Origin of the sequence: Patiriisocius sp. Uisw_047, assembly GCF_047730165.1 — a bacterium.
Taxonomy (GTDB): Bacteria; Bacteroidota; Bacteroidia; order Flavobacteriales; family Flavobacteriaceae; genus Patiriisocius.
Window position 1 is genome coordinate 97639 of sequence record NZ_CP159834.1, and the last position, 24793, is coordinate 122431.

A 24793-nucleotide genomic window follows, 5' to 3' on the forward strand; every position below is an offset into this window, starting at 1 on the left:
TCGTGATCTTCCGCAACAGACACCCCCCCAATTCGCAATAGATTTAATTGTTGGAATGAGCGTTTTTCCAAAATCTGTCAACTAATATTCTACCTTTAACGGTGGTTTTGAGGTGTAGCCTTTTCTATTAATGTTACTGTCTTCCTCTAAAATTTTTAACTGTAAACTAAAGGTTCGTTTTTGAACAGTCGGCATTACCTGTCGCAATTTACTATAACGTATCGTCTTTCCTATTAAGTGAAACAAGATGACTGTCTTCGATTTTCTGTCAATAATGCCCAACGTTAAACTTGCACAACAAGGGTATTATTTATCTTTAAATGTAAACATAACCCAATAAATTTTAAAATTTCCTAATGGCCCGTTATTGCAAAAAAAACATACTTAGTCTTGCAACTATAAATAGTATCGTGGTCTAAAAAATATTAAACACGCATTTTAACTCTAGTTATTCGTGTTTTTTTTCTTCTGAAATTTTATTTCTTTAAAGCAATGAAATTCATGTAATTTTGGTGTGACTTCTTATGGTAAATCAACTTATAACATACCTCAACTTTCTCAAAAACTCCAGCAACCAGCATGGAGTCCATTCTCCTTTTGTATACAACTTACTAACCAAGTGTCTGTACTCAAAGCAAACTTCAGAAAATTACAGCAAAGTAAAAGCACACCGCGACTGGCTTCTTAAAAATCATAGGGAGATTGAAGTTTCAGACTTTGGTGTAGGATCACGTATTTTTAAATCTAACCTTCGGAAAGTTTCTTCCATTGCCACAACAGCTGGAATGACAAAAAAAAGACAAAGGTTGTTGTGCAAACTGGCTAACTATTTAAAACCTCAAGAAATTTTAGAGATTGGCACTTCGGTGGGGTTAGCAACGGCGGCGCTTTATACGGGGAATCCTTCTGCATATATTACTACGGTAGAGGGATGTCCAGAAACTTCAGGCATCGCAAGAGCGGGTTTTGAGCTTTTTGGTTTTGACCGTATAGCTCAGGTCTCCACGAAGTTTGATGCTTTTTTCAATTCAGAACATTTCCGAAGTGAGATAGACCTAGCTTTTATAGATGGCAATCATAGCAAGGAGGCAACGCTTACTTATTTTAAGCAATTAGTACCCCAAATGAGTACTGATGGCGTAATTATTTTTGATGATATTTATTGGAGCCCAGGAATGACGGAGGCTTGGAACGAGATTTATGCAGACCCAAAAGTGACTGTAAGCATAGATACCTATCAATGGGGTTTGGTGTTTTTTAGAAAAGAACAACAGAAGGAACATTTTACAATTAGAGTGTAACAAGGTGAAGCATTTTGCGTCTTATGCTACAATGTATTACGTCATTGTTTGCCGCTTTTTGCAAACTAGGATAAATCCAACCAAAGACTACAGTGATTATGAGCGTACTTATTGATATTAAACAAATTACAAGAGATTTCCCACTGGGACAAGAGATTGTAAAGGTGCTTAAAGGGATAGACCTTGTGATAAATAAAGGAGAATACGTAGCACTTATGGGACCTTCTGGTTCTGGTAAGTCTACCTTGATGAACTTATTAGGTTGCTTAGATTCTTGTACTGCCGGTTCATACCAACTCAATGGTAAAGATGTGAGCAATATGAGCGACGACGAACTTGCAGAAATAAGAAACAAGGAGATAGGGTTTGTATTCCAAACCTTCAACCTTCTGCCTCGTACAACGGCTCTTGAAAATGTAGCATTGCCTATGGTATACGCAGGCGCATCAAAATCTGCTCGGAAAATGCGGGCAGAAGAAGTACTCACACAAGTAGGTCTTGCAGACCGTATGGACCACAAACCAAACCAACTTTCTGGTGGACAACGACAGCGTGTTGCTGTGGGGAGAGCTTTAGTAAATAAGCCTTCTATCATCCTAGCAGATGAGCCTACAGGAAATTTAGATTCTGTAACTTCTGTTGAAATAATGAATTTATTTGATGAGATTCACCAACAAGGAAACACTGTAATTGTGGTAACCCACGAAGAAGAGATTGCACTAAACGCGCACCGTATTATTAGATTACGCGATGGAATGATCGAGACTGATGTGAGACGTGAAGGTGGAAGCTGGTGATCGTTGGTTAATGTGTACAATATAATTTGAATCCATCTTTTTTAGCAAAGTGATGGGTTTTTTATTTCCCTCTTCATACCGCTATCATTTCTATTTCTATTTCTATTTTTGCTACTCTCGTAAGTGCTTCTGCGGCAAATATAGTTCTAATTGGTTTTTGAGGCAGGCTGTTATAAGACTTCGTCTGCCCTTCATAATATTTAGTGAAAATTTTTACTCGCTAATAATATCTCCTTAAAATTTCAACAACAAGGAGACAATCACTATTTTTATAAAAATTATTACTATGGCAGATACACAGGCGTTTTTTGACTACATCACTAATGGCTACAAAACCAAAGGTGAAGCGATTGACTTGGGAGCAGCCATGCTTGATGGGGAGACAGTGACAAATGCACTGGTGCGTATTCCATTAAAAACGATGAACCGTCACGGCCTTATTGCAGGTGCCACTGGAACGGGGAAAACAAAAACGTTGCAGATCATCGCAGAAAATCTTTCTGAAAAAGGAGTCCCTGTATTATTAATGGACATGAAAGGTGATTTATCTGGGATTGCGCAACCGAGTCCTGGACATCCTAAAATAGACGAACGTCATGAAAAAATAGGATTTCCTTTTAATGCAAAAAAGTTTCCGGTAGAGATTTTAACAATCTCAGATCAAGAAGGAGTGCGTATGCGCGCTACCGTCAGCGAATTTGGGCCGGTACTACTTTCTAGAATTTTAGATTTAAGTCCGGCGCAGAGCGGTATTACCTCTGTAATTTTTAAGTATTGTGACGATAATAAGTATCCACTTTTAGACTTAAAAGATTTTAAAAAAATGCTGCAGTATGCCACAGAAGAGGGCAAAAAAGAAATGGAACGTGAGTACGGTCGTATGTCCGCTTCTTCAACGGGATCTATACTTCGAAAAATAATAGAAATAGAACAACAGGGAGGAGATTTATTTTTTGGCGAAAAATCGTTTGAGACAGATGATCTATTGCGTGTGGACAAAAACGGCATGGGCTATATTAATATTTTACGCTTAACAGATATCCAAGATAGACCAAAGTTGTTTTCTACATTTATGTTAAGTCTTCTTGCCGAAATCTATGCCACCTTTCCAGAACAAGGGGATAGTGATAGACCAGAGTTAGTAATATTTATTGACGAAGCTCACTTAATATTTAAGCAAGCGAGTGATGCATTGTTGGATCAAATAGAAGGGATTGTAAAACTCATACGCTCTAAGGGGGTTGGTATTTATTTTGTAACTCAAAACCCAACAGATGTACCAGATGCGGTATTAAGTCAGTTAGGGTTAAAGATACAGCACGCTTTAAGAGCTTTTACGGCAAAAGACAGAAAAGCAATCAAACTAACCGCAGAGAATTATCCAATCTCAGACTATTACAAAACGGATGAGATCTTGACTTCACTAGGTATCGGAGAAGCATTAGTTTCTGCCTTAAACGAAAAAGGGATTCCTACGCCCCTTGCCGCTACCATGCTTCGTGCTCCTATGAGTAGAATGGATGTGCTTGAAGATAGTGAACTTAACGATTTGCTTAAAAGTTCTAAGCTTATCAAAAAATATAGCGAGACGATTGACCGCGAAAGCGCCTATGAATTGCTCAATAAAAAAATAGAAGTTGCCGAACAAGAAGACGCTAAAGTCAAAGCTAAAAAAGAACGTGACGCAGCTAGTAAAAGTACGTCTTCAAGAAGCAGAAGAGGATCAAGATCATCAACCTCATCCACCATTTTTAAAACATTAATGAGCCCAACGGTGATACGAAGTGTGTTGGGAATTTTAGGTAAAATGATGAAGTAAGGAGTGAGCGGTGTTCCGATAGCTATCGGGACGTGAGTCGAAAAAAGACAAATTAATAATAAGATTTCCGCCGTCGCGGAAATAACAATAATAAATAAAGAATGAGAAAGATTGCAATGATTGCTGGAGTAGCCTTAAGCGCACTCGTATTTGTACAATGTGAAACCCAACAAGATCCTTTTGAGGTTTCTGAAGACCGTGTAGGGCTTTTGACAAAAGAGGTTCAAATAAAACAATTAGATTCTATTTTCAAGATGGACTCTATTGTAAAAATGAGTTCTATTGAGAATGCAATGGGCACCCAAGGAGAAGTGGAGGTTTACGAAAAAGGCGGAAAGAAACTACTTACAGTTTCCCCGCATGATGAGACAGACCCAAACTCGACGATTCAATCGATTCAGCTTTTTGATGAACGCTATAAAACAGACAAAGGGCTTTCTGTAAAAAGCACTTTTAAAGACGTCAAAGAAAATTATACCATCAAGAATATGATGACGAGTATCAGCACGGTATTGGTTTTCCTAGAAGACAGTAATCTTTTTATCACAATTGATAAAAAGCAGCTTTCTGAAAACGCTCGATACGATCCAAGCTTAAAAATTGAAGCAAGTCATATTCCAGATACTGCCACGTTTAAGTATGTGATGATAGGTTGGGATAAGGAAGAAGATAAAGCAGAGGATATCGAATAGACTAATTTTTTATTAAGGAAAGACTTGGTTTCAAGTTAATTAGCTAATTTTAAATCTATAATAATTAATCTTATTTGTTGATAATTGCACACATTGTAAATTTCAAGATTATTTTCTGAAACATGAACACCTTAAGACCTTTTCATTTAGCAATTCCTGTTTCTAATCTAGAGGCCAACCGCATTTTTTATAGAGATGTATTAGGTTTTGAAGAAGGTAGAAGCAGTGATCATTGGGTCGATTTTAATTTCTTTGGGCATCAATTAGTGATTCACTTAAACGAGCAAGCTAAAGCGAACAACGATAGTAATCCGGTAGATGGACATAATGTTCCAGTGCCGCATTTTGGTGTTGTATTAACACAAGAAGTTTTTAGCACATTTGCGGAACGGTTACGCGCATTAAAAACAGAATTTATCATAGAGCCTTACACTCGATTTAAAGGTTTACCTGGAGAGCAATCAACCATGTTTTTCAAAGACCCAAGTGGAAATGCATTAGAGTTTAAGGCCTTCAACGACTTAGATCAATTATTTGCTAAATAATATATGAGCCACGATAACACAATACCCGCAAAAAAGATTAGGCAGGTTTTTATTCTCCTGATTATCCTATTTATAGGTGTGCTTATTTTTAAAGAAATGCTTCCATACTTATCGGGTGTGCTTGGCTCCATCACTATTTATGTATTGATGCGCCCTTGGATGGCAAGACTCGTAAAGAGAGGATGGAATCCAGATTTAGCAGCTGGAGCCTTAATGCTATTTTCCTTTTTAGGAATTTTATTACCTGTTGCGGGAATTGCATTAATGCTTGGGGATAAAATAGGAGAAGCTGTGAGTAATTCAGAAAGAGTTACCAGGGCTTTTAAAGAGCAAGTAGGTGAATGGGAAGACCGTCTTGGTATGGATTTGCAATCACAAATTGATGTAGAATCTATAACTTCGTGGGTGGCAGAAAACCTCGAGGGCCTAGCGGGTGGAACGTTTAATATATTTATTGCCATAGGGCTTATGTACTTTATGCTGTACTATATGTTAACCAATAGACGTGCATTAAAAGAATCCCTTTTTGAATATATCCCTATCGACAGAAGCAATTTAAAAACGATAGGAAAGGAGGTACAACACATGGTGCGATCTAACGCTCTAGGGATCCCTATGGTTGCTGTTGCTCAAGGTATTATCGCCCTTATTGGGTTTTTAATTTTTGGAATAGAAGACCCCTTTTTCTGGTTTGTTATCGTAACTGTTGGTTCTATGATCCCGTTTATTGGAACCTTAATAGGGATACTTCCGGTCTTTATACTCACACTCTCAGCTGGAAATGACCTCCAAGCCTGGGGTATTTTAATTTATGGTCTCGTAGTAGTTGGAACTACAGATAACATTATTAGACTGTATGTACTTAAAAAATTAGACAATGTGCACCCTTTAATCACCTTGATCGGTGTGATCGTTGGAGTACCATTATTTGGATTTATAGGTCTTATTTTTGGGCCCTTACTCATCAGTTTGTTTATTGTCGTGGTACGCATCTACCGCAAAGAATATGGGAGAATCCCAGAGGCTCATACAAAAGTGAAAGAGGAACTCTAATTAATCACTAACTTAATTTTACAATTTATTAAGGCATTTATAACATTTTGTTATTACATATCGTCCTTAATTGTCTCTGCCTTTATTTCATAAATAAGTATAACCCGCACCTATGCCTATAAAAGGAATTCTAAAGAAGATAAACTTCAACCCCGGAAATCGTGACACTACCCTACCAGATAATTTTATAGAGGGAGAGGTAGCGAAAGCAAATGAGGGTGACGTCGAAATTGTACTGAAAAATGAAAAACAGATTAATAAAAAATTTAGTGGCTCTAGCAGCTTAAATAAATATTTAGAGTTGAGTCAGATAATGATAGCTATGCTCAAAGACCTTAAGCGTGGTAGCTATAAACAAACCCCGTGGCTCGCTATTGCGACCATCGTAGTAGTATTACTCTATGTATTAAACCCTATCGATATTATTCCAGATTTCATCCCAGGACTTGGCTATATAGACGATATTGCGGTCTTTACTATGAGTATTAGATGGATAGAAAATGATCTTCACCGGTATTTAGATTGGAAAATAAATAATAGCCAAGGTATCTAGTTCTTCGGAAATTTGATCCATATAAAAATCCCGCTATTTAATGAAATAGCGAGATTTTTATGTAATAGCATTTCTGAAGTCTTATTGTTTTCTTACTGCTCTTTGCTCTCTTGCTAACAGTGTGTTTTTTAATAACATTGCAATCGTCATAGGCCCCACTCCACCTGGAACAGGTGTTATAAAACTTGCTTTTTTACTTACGTTCTCAAAATCTACATCTCCTACAATTCTATAGCCTTTTGGCCTGCTATCGTCTTCAACGCGCGTAATCCCTACGTCAATGATTACGGCATCGTCTTTTACCATTTCAGCTTTCAAGAAATTAGGAACTCCTAAGGCCGAAATCACAATATCTGCTTGCGATATAATTTGCGTGATGTTTTTTGTATTGCTATGTGTTAGGGTTACCGTACTGTTCCCTGGCCATCCTTTACGACTCATCAAGATACTCATAGGACGCCCCACAATGTGGCTCCGACCTATTACCACGGTGTGCTTTCCTTTTGTATCTACCTTATATCGTTCTAGTAATTCAAGAATTCCAAAAGGTGTTGCAGGAATAAATGTAGACATATCTAAAGCCATACGGCCAAAGTTCTCTGGATGAAACCCGTCAACATCTTTACTAGGATCAACCGCCATCAAAACGCGCTGCGTATTAATCTGCGGCGGCAAAGGCAACTGGATTATAAAGCCGTCAATAGCATCATTCTCGTTAAGCTCCTTTATCTTTTGCAGTAATTCAATCTCGCTTGTAGTATGCGGCAACCGCACCATTGTAGACTCAAAACCCACACGCTCACAAGAACGTACTTTGCTCCCAACATAGGTTAAACTAGCACCATCATCTCCCACAATCACAGCAGCAAGGTGTGGCACCTTCTCGCCAGCGTCCTTCATCTTCTGCACTTCTGCAGCGATTTCACTCTTTATATCATTAGATACTTTCTTACCGTCGAGAATTGTCATGTCTTGTTGTTAAATGTTAAACGTTATATGTTAACTGGAGCTTCTTAGTAATTATCAATAGTTGCAATTACAATAAGAACTGATTACTAAACCTACTTCATCTTCCCCATCATCTGCGCCATCTTTCGACCCCCGCCACCTTGCATCATCTTCATCATTTTACTCATCTGATCAAACTGCTTCATAAGTTGGTTCACCTGGCTGACAGATGTTCCACTTCCTTTTGCGATTCTCTTTTTACGCGGGCCATTTATTAAAGCCGGCGTAGATCTTTCTGTTGGTGTCATCGACTGAATAATAGCTTCTATTCCTTTAAAAGCATCATCATCAATATCTACATCTTTTAATGCCTTGCCGGCACCAGGAATCATCCCTACAAGATCTTTCATAGATCCCATTTTTTTAATCTGCTGGATCTGCTTCATAAAGTCATCAAACCCAAACTGATTCTTCGCAATCTTCTTTTGTAATTTTCTTGCTTCCTCTTCGTCAAACTGCTCTTGTGCGCGCTCTACAAGCGACACAACATCTCCCATCCCTAAGATACGATCTGCCATACGAGAAGGATAGAAAACATCTATCGCATCCATCTTCTCTCCTGTACCAATAAATTTGATAGGCTTATTTACGACACTCTTAATAGAGATGGCAGCACCACCACGTGTATCACCATCAAGCTTGGTAAGTACAACACCGTCAAAGTTAAGACGTTCATTAAAGGTCTTTGCAGTGTTCACAGCATCTTGACCTGTCATAGCATCTACCACAAATAATGTTTCTTGTGGCTGGATGGCTTTATGCACATTCTCGATCTCAGTCATCATCGCTTCGTCTACAGCAAGGCGTCCAGCCGTATCCACGATTATTACATTATGACCATTTTGTTTTGCGTGAGCGATGGCATTTGTTGCGATAGAAACAGGATCCATATTTCCCACTTCGCTATATACCTCAACACCTATCTGTTCACCAACTATTTGCAGTTGATTGATGGCCGCAGGACGGTATACATCACAAGCAACCAATAACGGCTTCTTTGTTTTTTTAGTTTTTAAGTAATTTGCCAATTTACCAGAAAAAGTAGTTTTACCACTACCCTGTAAACCCGACATTAAAATGATACTTGGTGTACCCTGTAAATTGATGCCAGCAGCATCGCCACCCATCAAGGCTGTCAACTCATCCTTCACAATCTTCACCATTAACTGGCTAGGCTGTAAGGCAGTTAACACATTCTGACCTAATGCTTTTGTCTTAACCGTATTAGTAAAATCTTTTGCAATCTTAAAGTTAACATCGGCATCAAGCAAAGCGCGACGAACTTCTTTAAGCGTTTCCGCAACGTTTACTTCTGTAATGCTACCGTGCCCTTTAAGGACGTGCATTGCTTTATCTAACTTATCACTTAAATTATCGAACATAGTATCAAAAAATAAAATAATTCTGCAGGTTTGTAGGATTTCAGTCCTGAAACGTCGGGACTTTTTCTGAAATATTAAGCGCAGAATAACAAGCTGTAAAGATACTAATTGGGCTCGGGTTCTCAAAGTCTGTTTACAAGAAAAAGCACAATGTATAAAGTGACAAGTTTTAGTATCTTCACTTTAGCCATCTAAACCAAATAACGACGCAACCCCTTAAACACAACTGTGTTAATTTTATAGTTAATACTACTTAATTTATGGAAATAATAACTGGATTCTTATTAGGACTTAGCACACTTGTTTTTATTGGTGCTGTGTTCTTCTACCTCATCAAGACAGCAATAGTTTCTGGCAAAAAAGCGGGAGTAGCGGTTGCTTCTGGGATTATTATTGGTGATATACTATATGTAGTATTGCTTCTCTTTGGTTTTTCAGAGGTATTTGAAAATGAAGTTTTCGTTAGGTGGTTTGCATTTTTTGGCGGGACACTACTTGTAATGATTGGTATTCGTTACCTAATCAAAAAGCGTGATATTTCTGAAGCCAAAAGTGCATCTAAGGGGTCGCTCTGGGCTCATTTCACCAAAGGTTTTGTTCTTAATTTCATAAATCCATTTGTTGCAACCGTTTGGGTGGGGTTTTTAGCGATTAATGAAGAACAGTTTTCAAGCTCTGCTTCCGTAATCACTTCACTAACAATAACACTGGCGGTGATTTTCTTAACAGATCTCTTAAAGATTTTTTATGCTGAAAAGCTAAGAAGATTATTACGCCCTTCCGTACTTCAAAAAACGTTTAACACCCTAGGAATCATCATTATACTGCTTGGTCTTCGTTTGTTCTATGAGTTCTTTTAATTTGAAATTATTATATTTAAGCCAACCTTAAAACCACTATGTTATGATTCCAAACTTTATTGTGATCACCTTAACTGCGATCATCCCCATGTTAATGAGCTTTATTTATTACCACCCAAAAGTTTTTGGGAATGTATGGATGAAAGCCGCACAAGTGACCGAAGAACAACTAAAAAAAAGCAATACGGTAGTCATTTTTATCGCTGCACTTATACTTAGTTTTTTCATTGCCTTCAGTTTGTTCCAGTTTACCGTTCACCAAACGGACTACTACTCGTTGCTCGCAAACGAGCCAGGATTTGGCGAAGAAGGATCTGCTATTATGACACAAATAGCCGCATTTATGGAAACCTACGGCGGTAGCTTTAGAACCTTTAAACACGGTGCTCTTCATGGCGGACTTATAGGCGTGTTCTTTGCACTTCCTGTTCTAATGATCAATGGCCTCTTTGAAGCTAAAGGCTTTAAATATGGAATTATAAATGGAGGATACTGGATTATTACACTAGCGCTTATGGGCGGAGCTGTATGCCAATGGGGATAAACGACAGTTGACAGTAGCAGTAAAAAAAAATGAGTTTAGCAATAGGCTTAAATCAAAAATGTTCGGGAATATTTTCTCGAACATTTTTTTTAGTCTTTCTTTTTTCAGCGAAGTGGTCTTGATCTTACTACTTAGACCTAATCTTAAACTTCAAACCCACTCTTAAAGGGTCTTCTTAGCTCGTAATGACTAGGAGTTACTTTATTTAATACAGCACCCATAATCAAGTTTGTGAGTGGGAGTTTATGCTTTGCGTACAATTTCATATCTACGGGACGTGCGCCAAGAGCACTTTTTATTAACTCGCTGGTTCTCCCTAATTGCAGCTGGCTTGCCTTTCGCTCTATGGCTTGTTCTACATAATTATACAATATGCGCTGATAGACCGCATAATCTACATTTACAGTATAGTCTAATCCTACATATCCTGCTTCCATAATATTTTTATGAAAATACGCAATACTGAAACCTACGAGTTTGTTCTCCAAATAAACGCCCATAAAAGAAAAATCATCTTTTAGGTTTCTCTTTAGCTGGGCAAAAACGCCTGCATCCATGCGGCCAAAACTGTATTCACTTTTATCTAAAACATTGGCGAGCAAGACATCTACGGGGTCACTATTCGTAGTAATTTCTGAAGAAGAAAACGATCGCATCTCGACATCTTTAGATCGCTTATAAGCACTATTAGCTTTGGTCCTAAACTTTGTTTTCATACTCTGTAAATAGTCATCAAAGGTGTTCCAAGATGCATGAATATCGAGCACCATATTGACATCGATATTAAACCCCCTAAAACGAGATGCTAACAATCCATCCATCATCACAACAGATGAAGGCCAGAATTCTTTAAATAGGCTTACAGATATTTTCTTATGTGGACTAAAGCGCTTCTCTATCTCTTTTGAAATAGCAACCAATTCTTCTATCACTTCTTCTTGTGAAATAGCCTCTGTAGCGACAAATCCATGTTCGCCATCCGCAAAGACATTTCCGCAGACGAGCATATTCATCTTAAAAGGATGGCGCTTACTTTTTGTTTCTGAAAATAATTTTATGAAAGAACTTCTCGTCTGTTCGCGGCTATCCACAAAAGTCACTAACTGAAAAGCCGTGATTAGCGCCGGCAATCCATGTTGATAGCTGACACAGAAAAACAAAGAGACTTGGTCTTGCAAGGTCTCTTCTAGTATTTTTAAATATGGGATGGAAAGATAGAGATTATAAGCTACAAGCACCTGCTCCCAATCTTGGCTTGGGATGTCTGAAGTTTTTTGAAAGATACTATGTGTCACGAGGTGTTTTATATGATTCCTAGAAAATTCTCTTTTATTTAAAAATATAGGTATAAATCAATGGCTCCATGTTACAGATGGAGCCATTTAAAATTCGATTTTCAATAATGTTATGTTCTTACTCGCTCCATTTGAAATTAAAGTGCGTGTTTCAAATTAGAATATTTTCAAAGAAAACAACAAACGTTAATTACGACGATTATTATTTCTAGAACCACCACCGCGATTACCGCCACCTCGTGGATTGTTACGACGGGATTGTTGATGTTGTGCTTTATTAGCTGCTTGTTTATCTAAAACATCTTGCAAATTATCAGTTTGATCAAAACCTTCCATCTTCACAGATTCTAGTTTTTCACCTAAGAGTTTTTCAATTCCTCTTACATATTCAAACTCATCTACACTCACTATAGAAATAGCATCACCACTGGCTCCTGCCCTGGCAGTTCTCCCTATACGGTGTACATAATCCTCTGGTATATTAGGCAACTCATAATTAATAACGTGTGGTAATAATGGAATATCGAGGCCACGTGCTGCAATGTCTGTGGCAACCAATACGCGCACAGTTCCGTCTTTAAAACCAGCAAGCGCTTTAGTTCGCGCTCCTTGACTTTTGTTTCCGTGAATCGCCGCAGATTTGATATCTGCTTTATCAAGTTTTTCGGCAAGTCTATTAGCTCCGTGTTTGGTTCTAGTAAAAATAAGCACCTGTTCCCAGTTTCCTTCGCTTATTAACTTGATAACCAAATCTGTCTTATCAGCTTTGTTAGTTCTATAAATAGTTTGCTTTACTTTTTCTGCAGTACTATTTTGACGTTCCGCTTCTACTAATACCGGATTGTTCAAAAACGTTTGCGCAAGCTTCTTAATATCTTTTGAGAAGGTTGCAGAAAACAATAGATTCTGTCTTTTTGATGGTAGCAAAGCAAGTATCTTTTTAATATCTCGCACAAAGCCCATATCAAGCATTCTATCTGCTTCATCAAGCACCAAGAACTCTACTTGCTTCATATTAAAAACACCTTGAGAGTGTAGATCTAATAATCGGCCTGGAGTCGCTACAAGAATATCTGTTCCTTGTCTTAGTGCTCTTATTTGTGGGTTTGCGTTTACACCTCCAAAAATCACTGTAGAGCGCACGTCTGTAAACTCTGAGTACTCTTTAATCTCTTTAAGAATCTGTGCTGCGAGTTCGCGAGTAGGTGTCACAATCAAAGCCTTTACAGGACGCTGTCTCTGAAAAGGTTTTTGAGTGATAATGTGAAGCATAGGTAATGCAAAACCGGCTGTTTTACCCGTACCTGTTTGTGCAGATGCTAATACATCTTTACCTTCTAATATTTTTGGGATTGCTTTTGCCTGTATCGGGCTTGGAGTAGTGTATCCTTTTTTGCTAATAGCTTTTAGCAAGGCATCAGAGAGCCCTAAATCTTTAAATGACATATGTTTTTTTTGAGAAATAACTCAATGTAGCAAAGGTCATCTCTTTATGAAATGCAAAGATAGTCGATAAAAGGTACATCACTACGATTAAAAGATAAACCTTAAAATAATAAGAGCCACCCTGATAGGATGGCTCTTAATCACATTAATAATGCTTTATTATAATGTAGGTAAAAGAACCGTGTCTATCGCGTGTACCACTCCGTTTGCAGCTTGTACATTTGTAACAATGATAGTACTTACTCTACCATTATTATCAGTTACTGTTCCGTTTGTAGCGTCTATAGTAATGTCTTCTCCTAAAGTAGACACTACACTATTTGTTAAATCTTCGGCTCTTACATTTGCTCCAGCGATTACGTGCGTATTAAGGGCAGCAGTTAAAACAGCCCCTTCAATATCTGCTAAGCTATCTGCCCCTAGTTCTTCTAGTAAATCTTCAAAAGCAGTATTAGTAGGTGCTAATACAGTAAATGGCGCATTACCATCGTCTCCGTTTGCATCCGTCAATACAGTTACGTAATCTGGCTGATCAGCTCTCGTCAATGCAGCTACTAGTGTTGAAAATGTAGCCGAATCTGCTAAGGCAAAAGTCACTACCGTTGGCAATCCAATTACTTTGTTTACAGCGTGTATTACTCCATTGTCTACTGCAACATCTGCTGCAGTTACTGTTGCTCCACCGGAGACTGCATCACCACCATTAATGGTAACACCGTTTGTTATGTTAAGATACATACTTAAAGCTGCATCTGCTTCACCATTAAAAGTCGCTAAGGTATTTACATATCCTGTCGTTAAATTTGCCGCTTCATTTTTACCAGCAATTACGTGGTTTAATAATACTTCTGTCAATAGTGGTACTGGCACATCTCCTAAGCTTGCAAAACCATTTGCTGTTAAGAAATCTGAAAACGCAGCATTGTTGGGTGCAAATACAGTAAATTCTGTAGTCCCATCTAGTGTTGCGGTTAATCCAGCAGCATCTAAGGCAGCGCCTAAAGAAGAATAATCCTCATTAGCAGCTACAAAATCTGCAATCGTATTTGTATCCGGCAAGACAACAACCACATCGTCATCATCTCCACAAGAGGCGAATGGAATTGTCAAAAACAATACTAAGGTGAATTTTAATAAATTTTTCATAATCGTTTTATTTTTTTTTGTTTAAACAAATCTAACTATCATTAAACAGAAGAAATAATTACAAATCATAATTGTGACTAGTTTAACTATTTTAATGGGTATGGTGAATTTCTTTAATATTGTAGTGTAGTTATTCTAAAAGCATCAATCAGCGCGATAAAAATAAAATAATCTTATTATATTTAAGTCAAATTAAACCAAACATGAAAAAACTAATCCTACTACTTCTAGCCATTACTGTTTCAGCAATAAGCAATGCGCAATCTGAAAAAGAAAAAGTACAGGCTACTGTTTCTCAATCTCAAATAGAAGGACATATCTATTTTCTAGCAGACGATTTACTAGAAGGACGAATGACCGGAACTCAAGAAAATAGAATAGCAGCTTCTTATCTAGCAAACACGCTACGTGGCTATGGAGTGAAACCAAACCCGCTAACTGGAGATTATTATCAGCCGGTGGCATTACAGCAGGTAAGTCCGCCATTGGATAAAATGGTGAAACTAAATGCGATGAGTTTAGAAAAGATAGTGGCACTTGAGGCGTCTGGTTTACAATACAACGATAACGCTGTTTACGCAGGCTACGGTTTAAAGGACGATTACATAAACATCAAGGCCAAAGGAAGAGTACTCATTATAAAAGGCGGAAGTTCAGAAACGCAAGATACAAGAGCTACTTTTAGTTTACGTAACGAAAAAATGGAGTTGGCACTGAAAGCAGGTGCCAAAGGATTGATAGAATTAATACAAGCAGAAGATCAAATCTGGGATTTTATTGATCATAACTTTAATAGACCTTCTTTGAGTGTCGCAAGTAATGATGCTTCAAAAATGGAAAGCGAGTTTACGTATGTTTGGGCACAAGACAAAGAAGGTGACCTGGCGACACAGCTTTCTCAAAACAGAGCGATTGTTGCAAATATTAATATTTCAGAAGCGGTAAAAGAAACTATTACTTCTCAAAATGTGATAGGCATTGTGGAAGGTACAGACCCAAAACTTAAAAACGAATACATTATTTACGCTGCACATTATGACCACGTAGGCATTGGTGCGCCAGACGAAACGGGAGATGACAATTATAACGGAGCGAGAGACAATGCCGTAGGAACGACGACGGTTTTGAGTATGGCGCAGAACTTAGCAAAGTACCCGACCAAGCGATCGGCACTATTCATTCTGTTTACGGGAGAAGAAAAAGGATTATTAGGTAGCGAATACTATGTAGCAAATCCTGTTTTACCTTTAAACCAAATGGTCTATTGCTTTAACAGTGACAATGCAGGATACAATGACACTACTGTGGCAACGATTATAGGATTAGAGAGAACGACGGCATCGAAACATATTAAAGAAGCTGCTATAGCTTTTGGCTTGACAGCTATCGATGATCCTGCTCCAGAGCAAGGATTGTTTGACCGTAGCGACAATGTACATTTTGCCAAAGCAGGTATCCCTGCTCCTACGTTCTCCTTAGGTTTTACTGCCTTTAATGGAGACGTAACAAAATACTACCACAGACCAGGAGACGAAGCAAACACCTTAGATTACGAATACTTATTTAAATTTTTTAGCTCCTATGTAATGGCAGGAAGAAGCATTGGGAATGATCCTACGACTCCTGTTTGGACGAAGGGTGATAAATATGAGGAGGCTGGAAAGATGCTTTATGGGAAGAAGTAGGATATAAGGGCCGTTAGCTGCCATTATTTATCCCAAAATAAAGTAAACTTTAATGTAGAGAACAGAACAATAGGCCAAAGGGTAGTTGCTGAGGATACTTGCAAATTTACTCTTGCAGTATAGAGTACTCCGTATGTAATGCCATTTTTAATAAACGAGTCCCTTATTCGACTTTTAAATAAATAATTAAAAAGCTCGAACTGCACGAACGGCGAATGCGTTGACCTTATTGAGGTTGTTGTACTCTACACCATCGCTGAATTTCAAACACCATGGGTTAATGAAGGTATACTCCGTAGAACTCCAGTAGAAATTATTTATAAAAACACCAATATTCCCTAATCCTAAAGAATCACCTGGACCAATGTTTTCATACATTAAATTCAACTCATATAACGAGGGTAAATACCAATTTCCATAACTAATCCCATCTTCTAAAACTTGCAATTCATTACAAATACGTGCAGCATATGTCTGATTATCACCACCTAAACCTGCATGAACTGCAATAATAATAGAAGTATTTGCTTTCCCTGCATAAAGCCCATCTCCCTTCGCCTGTGTATCCTCATAAGAACCAGCGTGCCAGCGTATATTACCTTCGTGCTCCGGTTTTGAAGAAACCGAACCATGACAACCTGAGGCGTCAAGATAAAAGATAATGCCGCCAGAATAGGAATCCCCTATTGAAAGACCGCAGCCCGAGTTATTTAGTTTGTACCATAAATCAGCGGTAGCTTCATAAAAGTAAACCCCCTTACCCGTAATGAAAATTGTCTCGGTTTTTGTTGAAGCCACAGATACATCATCAATATAAACTATTGCTCCGTCTTGGTCTACACCGTATGCAGCTACCTTCGCATCTAGCTGAGCAAGGCTTAAGGTAGGTACCTGTATGCCATCAGCTGTGGTAGTTGTTGCTGCATCACTAATTACCTGTAAAGTTGTTTTTGGTGTTACTGTACCGATACCTACTTGAGCGCATACCGTAAAGCTTGTGAATAAAACCGTTAAGGCAATAGCTTTGAGTGTCGTTGTTTTCAAAAACATTGTTTTCATTAAATTTAACTAGAGTAAAACCCAATAAACAAAAAAGTAAAACCTAGTATTGATTAATTTAAAGTAAACATAGTCTATTTTGAAAGAAATTATTTATTGTAATACGAATAATTTACAAAATAAAATAATGACAAATGGCCTGAAGAATTATCTACTGATAAAAACTAATGGCAACACCGTCTATCGTCTATTGCTTTGACCGTCAATTATTTGTTTACTAAACTAAGTGCTTAAACACCCTAATAACCAATCACTATACTAGCGTTGCATATTCCAATTTAAAATATTAATTGGACCAAAAAAGTAGAACTCTAATAACCGAGATATATTTATTGCAATGCTTTTAAAACTTTTTACCCAACCTTATCGCGGGACTTAGATTTATGCGTGTATTCTTTTATTGTAGAAAGTGATTATATCTGCTTTTATATAATTAGACCAATCACAATTTATAAATAGATATAGAGCGTATAGCCTCACTACATCCTGTCAGGCACGTCAATCCCTAACAAGCCAAAAGCAGTTTTAATTACATCACCTACAGCACCAGAAAGAGCCACTCTAAACTGGATGTCTTTTTCACTATCTGCGGCAAATATAGGCACGTTTTGGTAAAAGGAATTGAACTCTTTTACGAGTTCATATGTGTAATTTGCGATGATGGCTGGACTATAATTAGCTGCTGCCACCTCAATCGCATTTGGAAATTGCTGTAACAATTTTACGACTTCTTTTTCTTTAGGCTCTAGCGTATAATTTTCAAAACCGTCCGCACCCTCAGCGGTCCGAATAGCTGCCGGGCCGTAGGAGGCGCCTTTTCTAACAATAGACTGAATACGTGCATAGGTATACTGTATAAACGGCCCTGTATTTCCTTGAAAATCTACACTCTCTTCTGGGTTAAATAGAATTCGTTTTTTGGGATCTACTTTAAGAATGTAATATTTTAAAGCACCAAGACCTATCGTGTGATTAAGCTCCGTCTTTTCTTCTTCACTAAAGTCATCTATCTTCCCTAGATCTTCTGAAATAGCACGCGCCGTAGCTGCCATCTCTGCAATAAGATCATCTGCATCTACCACCGTACCTTCCCTACTTTTCATTTTCCCACTTGGCAGGTCTACCATTCCGTAACTTAAGTGGAATAAGTTTTTTGCCCACTCGAAACCTAGTTTTTTTAGAATTAAAAACAGGACCTGAAAGTGATATTCTTGCTCATTACCAACAGTATAAATCATACCATTTACATCTGGATGATCTTTAACACGCTGGATAGCCGTCCCAATATCTTGTGTCATATATACCGCAGTACCATCACTTCTTAACACAATTTTTTCATCCAGTCCCTCTGCTGTTAAGTCACACCATACAGAACCATCTTCTTTTCTAAAAAACACATCGGATTCTAATCCTTCTGCAATAAATTCTTTTCCTAGCAAATACGTTTTGCTCTCGTAGTAATAACTATCAAAGTCAACCCCTATGGCTTTATAAGTGGCATCAAAACCTTTATACACCCATTCGTTCATCATCTTCCAAAGATCAACCACTGCCGTGTCGCCTGCTTCCCATTTGCGGAGCATTACTTGAGCTTGTAGTATAAGTGGCGCTTCTGCTTTTGCTTCATCTGTAGTTTTGCCTTCTGCCTCTAGTGCAGCTATTTCTTTTTTATATTCTTGGTCAAATTTCACATAGTAGTTTCCTACCAGCTTGTCCCCTTTTAACCCTGTTGATTCTGGCGTCTCGCCATCTCCATAACGTTCCCAAGCCAACATACTTTTACAGATATGAATCCCGCGATCGTTTATGATTTGAGTTTTATATACTTTTTTTCCAGCCGCCTTTACGATGTTTGCTACGCTATAGCCTAGTAATACATTTCTTACGTGACCTAAGTGCAAAGGTTTGTTTGTGTTTGGTGAAGCGTACTCTACCATCATCGCTTCATCGCCTTGTGGCTTTGTCCCAAAAGTGCTCCAATCTGGTACATTTCCGAAGAAATCTAAGAAATAAGCATCACTTAAAACTACGTTTAAAAACCCTTTGACCACATTAAATCGCACCACAGCTTGTACATTTTCTAAAAGGTAGTTACCAATAGCTTCGCCTATTTGCAAAGGATTGCCCTTTACTACTCGTAACATAGGAAATACCACAATCGTGATATCGCCTTCAAACTCCTTGCGAGTCGCTTGAAACTCCACCGTCTCTATGGTTGCGCTATATATACTCGAAATGGCTTCTTTTGTTTTTAAAGAAAGGGTATCGTGTAAGGTCATTTTTATGTATTATTTAAGAATGCAAAGATAGTTTTTTTTGGAGTTTACTATTTGTTCTTAGTATCTTTATAACATTGATAAAATTAAGTATATGCTAGTAAATGTTTCTTATAGTAATAAAGCCGTGAGTAGAAAGGTAGATCTCGAGGTAGGTATGCCTTACACCTTAAAGGAACGTTTCAGATTAAAAGGAATAGGCAGCAGCAAATTGATTATTACTGAAACGAGCATACAAATACACAACCTTCTCATCTTAGATAGTAACCGAAACCAATGCAATATAGAGTTGCGTCCTAATGGCATTATCGTGGGTTTTAGATCGCTTTTAGAAAGTTACGCCCTCGTAATTCCTTATTACAAGCTAGTCCTTTATAAAGGACGGGCAGAAGAATATTCTATCTACAGAGATAACTATTTTATTAAGATTGAAGCGAAAGCAAAGGATCGTAGTACGCACAAGTTTATGCAGAAAATAATCGAAGCAAAAAACAACGTTGCTCCTGAGCGTATAGAAGATTTATAAGTTAGTTGCTGCTTCCTAAAAAAGCACCAGCAATAAGAGCGACAACTCCTAAGCCTATCATTCCTAGGGTCTGATCGTTCAATCCCTTTTTTATACTTACTGCAATAGAACCATTATCCAATACTTCTTGCGGCACAAAGCCTGTGTATAACCCAAACCCTACTAGAACTGCGCCCGCGATCACTAATATTAATTTGAGAATTTTCATTTGTCTGAATATTAAATTTGGTTAAAAGCAAATATCGCAGATAATTATCTTGGCTAGAGAAGAATTTATGTTAAAATGAAAACAACCTACCACGATAATTAACAAGAGTTTAGTTGTTCTGAACTTAAAACAATCTAGCGCTTTCGTATCTTTAAACAAAATCACCATCATTGAAAATTCTACTCACAGGGGCAAATGGATATATAGGGATGCGATTGCTCCCATTACTACTAGAAGAAGGGCACGAGGTAATCTGTGCGGTAAGAGACGCTAATAGACTTTCTATCTCTTCGGAAATGCAAACCAAAATAAAGATTGTCATTATAGACTTCTTAAAACCGGTTAAAGATGATGTGCTGCCCAAAGATCTCGATGCGGCGTATTACCTCATCCACTCGATGAGCTCCTCCACAGAAGATTTTGATGAGAAAGAACAACTAGCGGCACAACATTTCAATGAATACCTGAAACCTACTGCGTGTAAACAGATTATCTATGTTGGTGGGATCGCTAACGAGAAAAACCTAAGTAAACATTTATGGTCCCGTAAAAATGTAGAGCGCATTTTATCCAAAGGAAATGCAAAACTAACGGTACTAAGAGCTGCAATTATAGTAGGTAGCGGGAGTGCCTCTTTTGAAATAATTAGAGATCTCTGTGAAAAGCTGCCTATTATGATTACGCCAAAATGGGTTAAAACGAAATGTCAACCTATTGCCATCCGTGATGTGCTCACCTACTTAACTAGAGTTTTGGGCAATGAAAAATGTTATGACGATTCATTTGATATAGGCGGCCCAGATGTATTGAGCTATAAACAGATGATGCTGGAGTATTCAAAATTCAGAAAAATCAATCTTAGCATATTTACCATTCCTTTTTTATCTCCTAAATTATCCAGTTACTGGCTCTATTTCGTGACTTCTACTTCATATAAATTAGCACTAAACCTAGTAGACAGTATGCGCATTGAAGTCATCACAAAAGATAAACGATTACAAGAAATGCTTGACGTAACGCCACTTTCTTATGTGAAAGCGATCGAACTGGCTTTTAAAAAAATTAAGCAAAACCAAGTTGTTTCAAGCTGGAAGGACAGCATGGTAAGTGGTCGATTTCGCAAAGATTTAAAGCAGTATATAGAAGTACCTGACCACGGTTGTGTTAGTGACAAACAAAAAATTAAAGTAGACAATCCATCGCTTGCTCTAGAAAATATATGGGCAATAGGCGGCACACGTGGCTGGTATTATGGAGATTGGTTATGGAAAATACGCGGATATGTAGATAAGCTTTTTGGGGGTGTAGGATTACGGCGTGGTCGCACGCATCCTACTAAAATCTATGAAGGGGACGCCTTAGATTTCTGGAGAGTGATTCTTGCAGATAAGGAAAACAAACGGTTACTGCTCTTTGCAGAGATGCTTGTTCCTGGCGAAGCTTGGCTAGAATTTAAAATAGATAAAGAGAACGTGCTACACCAGACTGCCACCTTTAGACCTAAGGGATTATTTGGTAGAATCTATTGGTACAGTATGTTGCCGTTCCATTTTTTTATCTTCGGAAATATGATAAAACGCATAGCGAGTTATAAAGAAAAATGATTTGGGGTATTTGTCCTTTTAAATTATTCAATCTTTAAATAATAAGTGAAATCGAGATTTTTCACCCCATTAGCCGCAACTTAATCAAAACATTTCAATGCTATAATTTTAGAGAATAAGCTACACTTAGGGTGTGGTGAAAGCTTTTTCGGCAATGCTCAGAATATTTTTATTTCTTTTTACTCCAACTGCTACCGTATAATTAAACTACAACTGCCATTTTTTTAGGAAGAAAAACTTCTGCCATCATGCATCTTGCGCTTCCGCCACCGCAGGTTTCAATTGTGGTAAGGTCGCTACTCAAAATCTTACAATGCTTTTGTATCGCTTTTACTTGATCCGGCTTTAAACTCGATCTTGCAGCCTCGCTCATTACCATATACTTGGCATCCTTACCTTGAACTTGTAACATATTTCCAGCGAAATGATGCATCTGTTCTTCTGTGATAGTAATGATTTCTTTCTTAGTTTCTTTAAGATGTTTGATCACGTGTTTCTTCTCGTGCTTATCGTCTATGGAGTCAAGACAAATCACGGCAAAATTTTCTGCTAGTGCCATCATGACATTAGTATGATAGATAGGCAAGCGTTGTCCTTTATAATCTTGGTTCGCCGTAAAAAGTACAGGATCACACTCAAAGTCTTCACAGAACTCTATCACAAGCTCTTCATCTGCTCTTGGCGAGATAGCACAATATACCTTATTATGTACTCTGTCTAAAAGCAAACTCCCAGTACCTTCCAAGAAATATCCTTCCTCTTCTGCCATGGTGTAATCCATAAACCCTTCTACGAGGAAGCCTTCCTTTTCAAGTCGAATGAATATTTCTTCTCTGCGCTCGCGTCTTCTATTTTCTGCAAACATAGGATACATCCCCACCATTCCACTTTTGTGAAAACTCACCCAGTTATTTGGAAAAATAGAATCTGGGGTATCCAATGTTGGATCATCATTTTCTACAATTACATTCACACCTACACCACGAAGTTTTACTACAAAGGCGTCAAACTCTGCTTGCGCCTTCGTGTTAATTTCTCCTTTTCTAAGATTGATATCTTCTTGAAAATAATTATTAACAGCTGTTTCTTCGTTCATCCTAAAAGCGACTGGACGAATCATTAATATGGTATTTGTAATCTGTGACATAGGGATAATTTTTCTCCGCAAAAATAATTCTATTTTGTCGATTTACGGCACTTTTTTTGCTTCTACAATTTCCAATAAAATGACTACCTTGTCTTCTAAAAATAAACCTATTATGAAAAAGGCCGCTCTTATTATTTTGCTTATGTTCTTTGCATCCACATCTTTATCCGCCCAAGAATGGCTAGTTGATATAGCTACAGCCCAAAAAGCAGCTACCAAAACTGACCGCCCTATCGTGTTGGTTTTTCAAGGAAGTGACTGGTGCGCACCTTGTATTAAGTTAGACCGCGAGATTTTTCAATCAGAGCAATTTAAACTACATGCTAAAGATCACTTTGTGATGTTACAAGCAGATTTTCCGAAGAAAAAGAAAAACGCTTTATCTGAAGAAATGACAGCAAAAAATAATGCCTTAGCAGAACGTTTTAACAAACGCGGTATTTTTCCGCTCGTGGTGGTTCTAGACAAGAATCTCAATGTTCTTGGCGAGACAGGCTATTCTAAAACGTCACCGAGCGCATATATTTTAGAAATAGACGGATTCACTAAATAATGAAGCGCGTCTATTTTATCTTCGCTTTATTGCTAATTGTCACATTTTCTCAAGCCCAAGTTATTGTAAACAAGGAGTTGTCCTTAATGGGCACAGATTTTACAATCACGGTAGTCGCCCCTACTTCGGAAATAGGACAACTTTACATTAGTGATGCTGTTACAGAAATAAGAAGAATTGAGGCCCTTATCTCCTCTTGGCAAGAAACTTCAGAAACTACATTTATAAACAACAATGCTGGAATTCAACCCGTTAAAGTTTCGGTAGAATTATTTAATCTTATAAAACGATCTATCGCCATCTCAAAATTAACCGATGGCGCCTTTGATATTAGCTACGCATCAATGGACCGCATCTGGAAATTTGACGGAAGCATGAAACAAATGCCGAGGGATGAAGTTATTAAAATTTCCGTAGCAAATGTTGGGTATAATGGTATAGAACTCAATGAGATTGATCAAACCGTTTTCCTGAAACGAGAAGGAATGAAAATTGGCTTTGGCGCTATAGGAAAGGGCTACGCGGCAGATGCGGCTAAAGCACTCTTAATACAAAAAGGCGTTGCAGCTGGTATTATCAACGCTTCTGGAGATATGAATACTTGGGGAACACAACCTAATGGCAGCCCATGGCGAGTGGCAATAACAAACCCGCTGGACAATAATAAGGCGTTTGCATTGTTACCTATTACAGATGCCGTTGTGACTTCTGGAAACTATGAAAAGTTTGTGATGTTTAATGATATTAGGTACGCGCACATTATTGATCCTCGCACTGGCTATCCCTCACAAGGCATCTTAAGCGTCACTGTTTTTGCTCCCAAGGCAGAACTTGCAGACGCGCTTGCCACCTCTGTCTTTGTGATGGGGATTGAACCTGGGATTGATAGGATGAACCAATTCCCAGGAGTAGAGTGTATTGCTATCTCGACGGATGGTGCTATATTTACTACTAAGAATATTACACTTGACCTGAAAAAATAAGTTCGTTTTTATGAAAAAACTACTCTTACTTGCCCTTTGTATTGCCAGCTTCACATCTTGTGTGGCAGTAAAAGAATACGAAAAAGTGAACCTCAACGATCCAGATATGGCGCTTGCCGACCGATCTATTAAACGTTTTGATACCAATGCTCAGATTTACCGCGAATCTGCCTCTGGCGCTAACGGAGGAAAGACCGGCGGAGGTTGCGGATGTAATTAAATGAGCCCAAATTTATGAATCGTAGCGTACATAAACTTGATAGGCCAATTCATTCTGCCTACTAAAGAAACTATTTACTGAACAACTATAC

The 24793-nt window shown here is 38.0% G+C and carries 25 protein-coding genes; 15 read left to right on the plus strand and 10 right to left on the minus strand.

Features of this window, described 5'->3' with window-relative positions; genetic code table 11:
- Positions 1 to 81: 81 nt before the first annotated feature.
- Positions 82 to 282: a winged helix-turn-helix transcriptional regulator gene (locus ABXT71_RS00475; protein ID WP_415371843.1), complete on the minus strand. Its 201-nt coding sequence runs from the start codon at positions 280 to 282 to the stop codon at positions 82 to 84.
- A 242-nt stretch (positions 283 to 524) separates the two neighbouring features.
- On the opposite strand from ABXT71_RS00475, the gene ABXT71_RS00480 reads away from it, so the two are divergent.
- The 7 genes from ABXT71_RS00480 to ABXT71_RS00510 all read left to right on the plus strand — a co-directional run bounded on the left by ABXT71_RS00480 (position 525) and on the right by ABXT71_RS00510 (position 6760).
- Positions 525 to 1301 (plus strand): O-methyltransferase, encoded by a 777-nt coding sequence (locus ABXT71_RS00480; protein ID WP_415371844.1) that lies wholly within the window; start codon positions 525 to 527, stop codon positions 1299 to 1301.
- Between the two features lie 98 nt (positions 1302 to 1399).
- Complete coding sequence (locus ABXT71_RS00485) at positions 1400 to 2098, plus strand: ABC transporter ATP-binding protein (protein ID WP_415371845.1); 699 nt, start codon at positions 1400 to 1402, stop codon at positions 2096 to 2098.
- Positions 2099 to 2384: 286 nt separating this feature from the next.
- Entirely contained in the window at positions 2385 to 3917 is a 1533-nt protein-coding gene (locus tag ABXT71_RS00490; protein ID WP_415371846.1) for a helicase HerA-like domain-containing protein, read from the plus strand.
- Between the two features lie 101 nt (positions 3918 to 4018).
- A complete protein-coding gene (locus tag ABXT71_RS00495; RefSeq protein ID WP_415371847.1) occupies positions 4019 to 4609 on the plus strand; it encodes a hypothetical protein in 591 nt (196 codons plus the stop codon).
- A 122-nt stretch (positions 4610 to 4731) separates the two neighbouring features.
- Positions 4732 to 5154, plus strand: a complete 423-nt coding sequence (locus ABXT71_RS00500; RefSeq protein ID WP_415371848.1) for a VOC family protein — start codon at positions 4732 to 4734, stop codon at positions 5152 to 5154.
- Positions 5155 to 5157: 3 nt separating this feature from the next.
- Entirely contained in the window at positions 5158 to 6207 is a 1050-nt protein-coding gene (locus ABXT71_RS00505; protein WP_415371849.1) for an AI-2E family transporter, read from the plus strand.
- 112 nt (positions 6208 to 6319) lie between these two features.
- Positions 6320 to 6760 carry a YkvA family protein gene (locus ABXT71_RS00510; protein ID WP_415371850.1) on the plus strand — a complete coding sequence of 147 codons (441 nt, stop codon included), beginning with the start codon at positions 6320 to 6322 and terminating at the stop codon, positions 6758 to 6760.
- A gap of 81 nt (positions 6761 to 6841) precedes the next feature.
- Here ABXT71_RS00510 and ABXT71_RS00515 read toward each other — a convergent pair whose 3' ends face one another.
- Together ABXT71_RS00515 and ffh are read right to left on the minus strand one after the other, a co-directional pair.
- Positions 6842 to 7729, minus strand: a complete 888-nt coding sequence (locus ABXT71_RS00515) for a bifunctional 5,10-methylenetetrahydrofolate dehydrogenase/5,10-methenyltetrahydrofolate cyclohydrolase (RefSeq protein ID WP_415371851.1) — start codon at positions 7727 to 7729, stop codon at positions 6842 to 6844.
- Between the two features lie 92 nt (positions 7730 to 7821).
- Positions 7822 to 9150 (minus strand): signal recognition particle protein, encoded by a 1329-nt coding sequence (gene ffh, locus ABXT71_RS00520; protein WP_415371852.1) that lies wholly within the window; start codon positions 9148 to 9150, stop codon positions 7822 to 7824.
- A 260-nt stretch (positions 9151 to 9410) separates the two neighbouring features.
- Here ffh and ABXT71_RS00525 point away from each other — a divergent pair, with 260 nt between their 5' ends.
- Positions 9411 to 10010, plus strand: coding sequence for a LysE family translocator (locus tag ABXT71_RS00525; RefSeq protein WP_415371853.1), 600 nt, complete (start codon positions 9411 to 9413; stop codon positions 10008 to 10010).
- A gap of 43 nt (positions 10011 to 10053) precedes the next feature.
- Positions 10054 to 10554 carry a DUF1761 domain-containing protein gene (locus tag ABXT71_RS00530; protein ID WP_415371854.1) on the plus strand — a complete coding sequence of 167 codons (501 nt, stop codon included), beginning with the start codon at positions 10054 to 10056 and terminating at the stop codon, positions 10552 to 10554.
- A gap of 143 nt (positions 10555 to 10697) precedes the next feature.
- Here ABXT71_RS00530 and ABXT71_RS00535 read toward each other — a convergent pair whose 3' ends face one another.
- The 3 genes from ABXT71_RS00535 to ABXT71_RS00545 form a co-directional block, all read right to left on the minus strand.
- Entirely contained in the window at positions 10698 to 11849 is a 1152-nt protein-coding gene (locus ABXT71_RS00535) for a hypothetical protein (RefSeq protein ID WP_415371855.1), read from the minus strand.
- 186 nt (positions 11850 to 12035) lie between these two features.
- Positions 12036 to 13295, minus strand: coding sequence for a DEAD/DEAH box helicase (locus ABXT71_RS00540; RefSeq protein WP_415371856.1), 1260 nt, complete (start codon positions 13293 to 13295; stop codon positions 12036 to 12038).
- A 159-nt stretch (positions 13296 to 13454) separates the two neighbouring features.
- Positions 13455 to 14441 (minus strand): fasciclin domain-containing protein, encoded by a 987-nt coding sequence (locus tag ABXT71_RS00545; RefSeq protein ID WP_415371857.1) that lies wholly within the window; start codon positions 14439 to 14441, stop codon positions 13455 to 13457.
- 203 nt (positions 14442 to 14644) lie between these two features.
- Here ABXT71_RS00545 and ABXT71_RS00550 point away from each other — a divergent pair, with 203 nt between their 5' ends.
- Complete coding sequence (locus tag ABXT71_RS00550) at positions 14645 to 16126, plus strand: M28 family peptidase (RefSeq protein WP_415371858.1); 1482 nt, start codon at positions 14645 to 14647, stop codon at positions 16124 to 16126.
- 186 nt (positions 16127 to 16312) lie between these two features.
- Here the strand turns inward: ABXT71_RS00550 and ABXT71_RS00555 are convergent, their stop codons facing one another.
- Together ABXT71_RS00555 and argS are read right to left on the minus strand one after the other, a co-directional pair.
- Complete coding sequence (locus ABXT71_RS00555) at positions 16313 to 17170, minus strand: hypothetical protein (protein WP_415371859.1); 858 nt, start codon at positions 17168 to 17170, stop codon at positions 16313 to 16315.
- 494 nt (positions 17171 to 17664) lie between these two features.
- A complete protein-coding gene (argS, locus tag ABXT71_RS00560) occupies positions 17665 to 19464 on the minus strand; it encodes an arginine--tRNA ligase (protein WP_415371860.1) in 1800 nt (599 codons plus the stop codon).
- Between the two features lie 91 nt (positions 19465 to 19555).
- Between argS and ABXT71_RS00565 the strand changes: the two genes are divergently transcribed.
- Positions 19556 to 19987, plus strand: coding sequence for a hypothetical protein (locus tag ABXT71_RS00565; RefSeq protein WP_415371861.1), 432 nt, complete (start codon positions 19556 to 19558; stop codon positions 19985 to 19987).
- 1 nt (position 19988) lies between these two features.
- Here ABXT71_RS00565 and ABXT71_RS00570 read toward each other — a convergent pair whose 3' ends face one another.
- Complete coding sequence (locus ABXT71_RS00570) at positions 19989 to 20195, minus strand: hypothetical protein (RefSeq protein WP_415371862.1); 207 nt, start codon at positions 20193 to 20195, stop codon at positions 19989 to 19991.
- Between the two features lie 170 nt (positions 20196 to 20365).
- On the opposite strand from ABXT71_RS00570, the gene ABXT71_RS00575 reads away from it, so the two are divergent.
- Positions 20366 to 21799, plus strand: a complete 1434-nt coding sequence (locus ABXT71_RS00575; protein ID WP_415371863.1) for an SDR family oxidoreductase — start codon at positions 20366 to 20368, stop codon at positions 21797 to 21799.
- Positions 21800 to 22001: 202 nt separating this feature from the next.
- Here ABXT71_RS00575 and ctlX read toward each other — a convergent pair whose 3' ends face one another.
- A complete protein-coding gene (gene ctlX / locus ABXT71_RS00580) occupies positions 22002 to 22946 on the minus strand; it encodes a citrulline utilization hydrolase CtlX (RefSeq protein ID WP_415371864.1) in 945 nt (314 codons plus the stop codon).
- Positions 22947 to 23058: 112 nt separating this feature from the next.
- Between ctlX and ABXT71_RS00585 the strand changes: the two genes are divergently transcribed.
- The 3 genes from ABXT71_RS00585 to ABXT71_RS00595 are packed head-to-tail and all read left to right on the plus strand — an operon-like array spanning position 23059 to position 24702.
- Positions 23059 to 23499, plus strand: coding sequence for a thioredoxin family protein (locus ABXT71_RS00585; protein WP_415371865.1), 441 nt, complete (start codon positions 23059 to 23061; stop codon positions 23497 to 23499).
- Complete coding sequence (locus tag ABXT71_RS00590) at positions 23499 to 24482, plus strand: FAD:protein FMN transferase (protein WP_415371866.1); 984 nt, start codon at positions 23499 to 23501, stop codon at positions 24480 to 24482. Before ABXT71_RS00585 ends, ABXT71_RS00590 begins: the two co-directional genes overlap by 1 nt.
- Before the next feature lie 10 nt (positions 24483 to 24492).
- Positions 24493 to 24702 (plus strand): DUF4266 domain-containing protein, encoded by a 210-nt coding sequence (locus tag ABXT71_RS00595; RefSeq protein WP_415371867.1) that lies wholly within the window; start codon positions 24493 to 24495, stop codon positions 24700 to 24702.
- Positions 24703 to 24793: the final 91 nt, after the last annotated feature.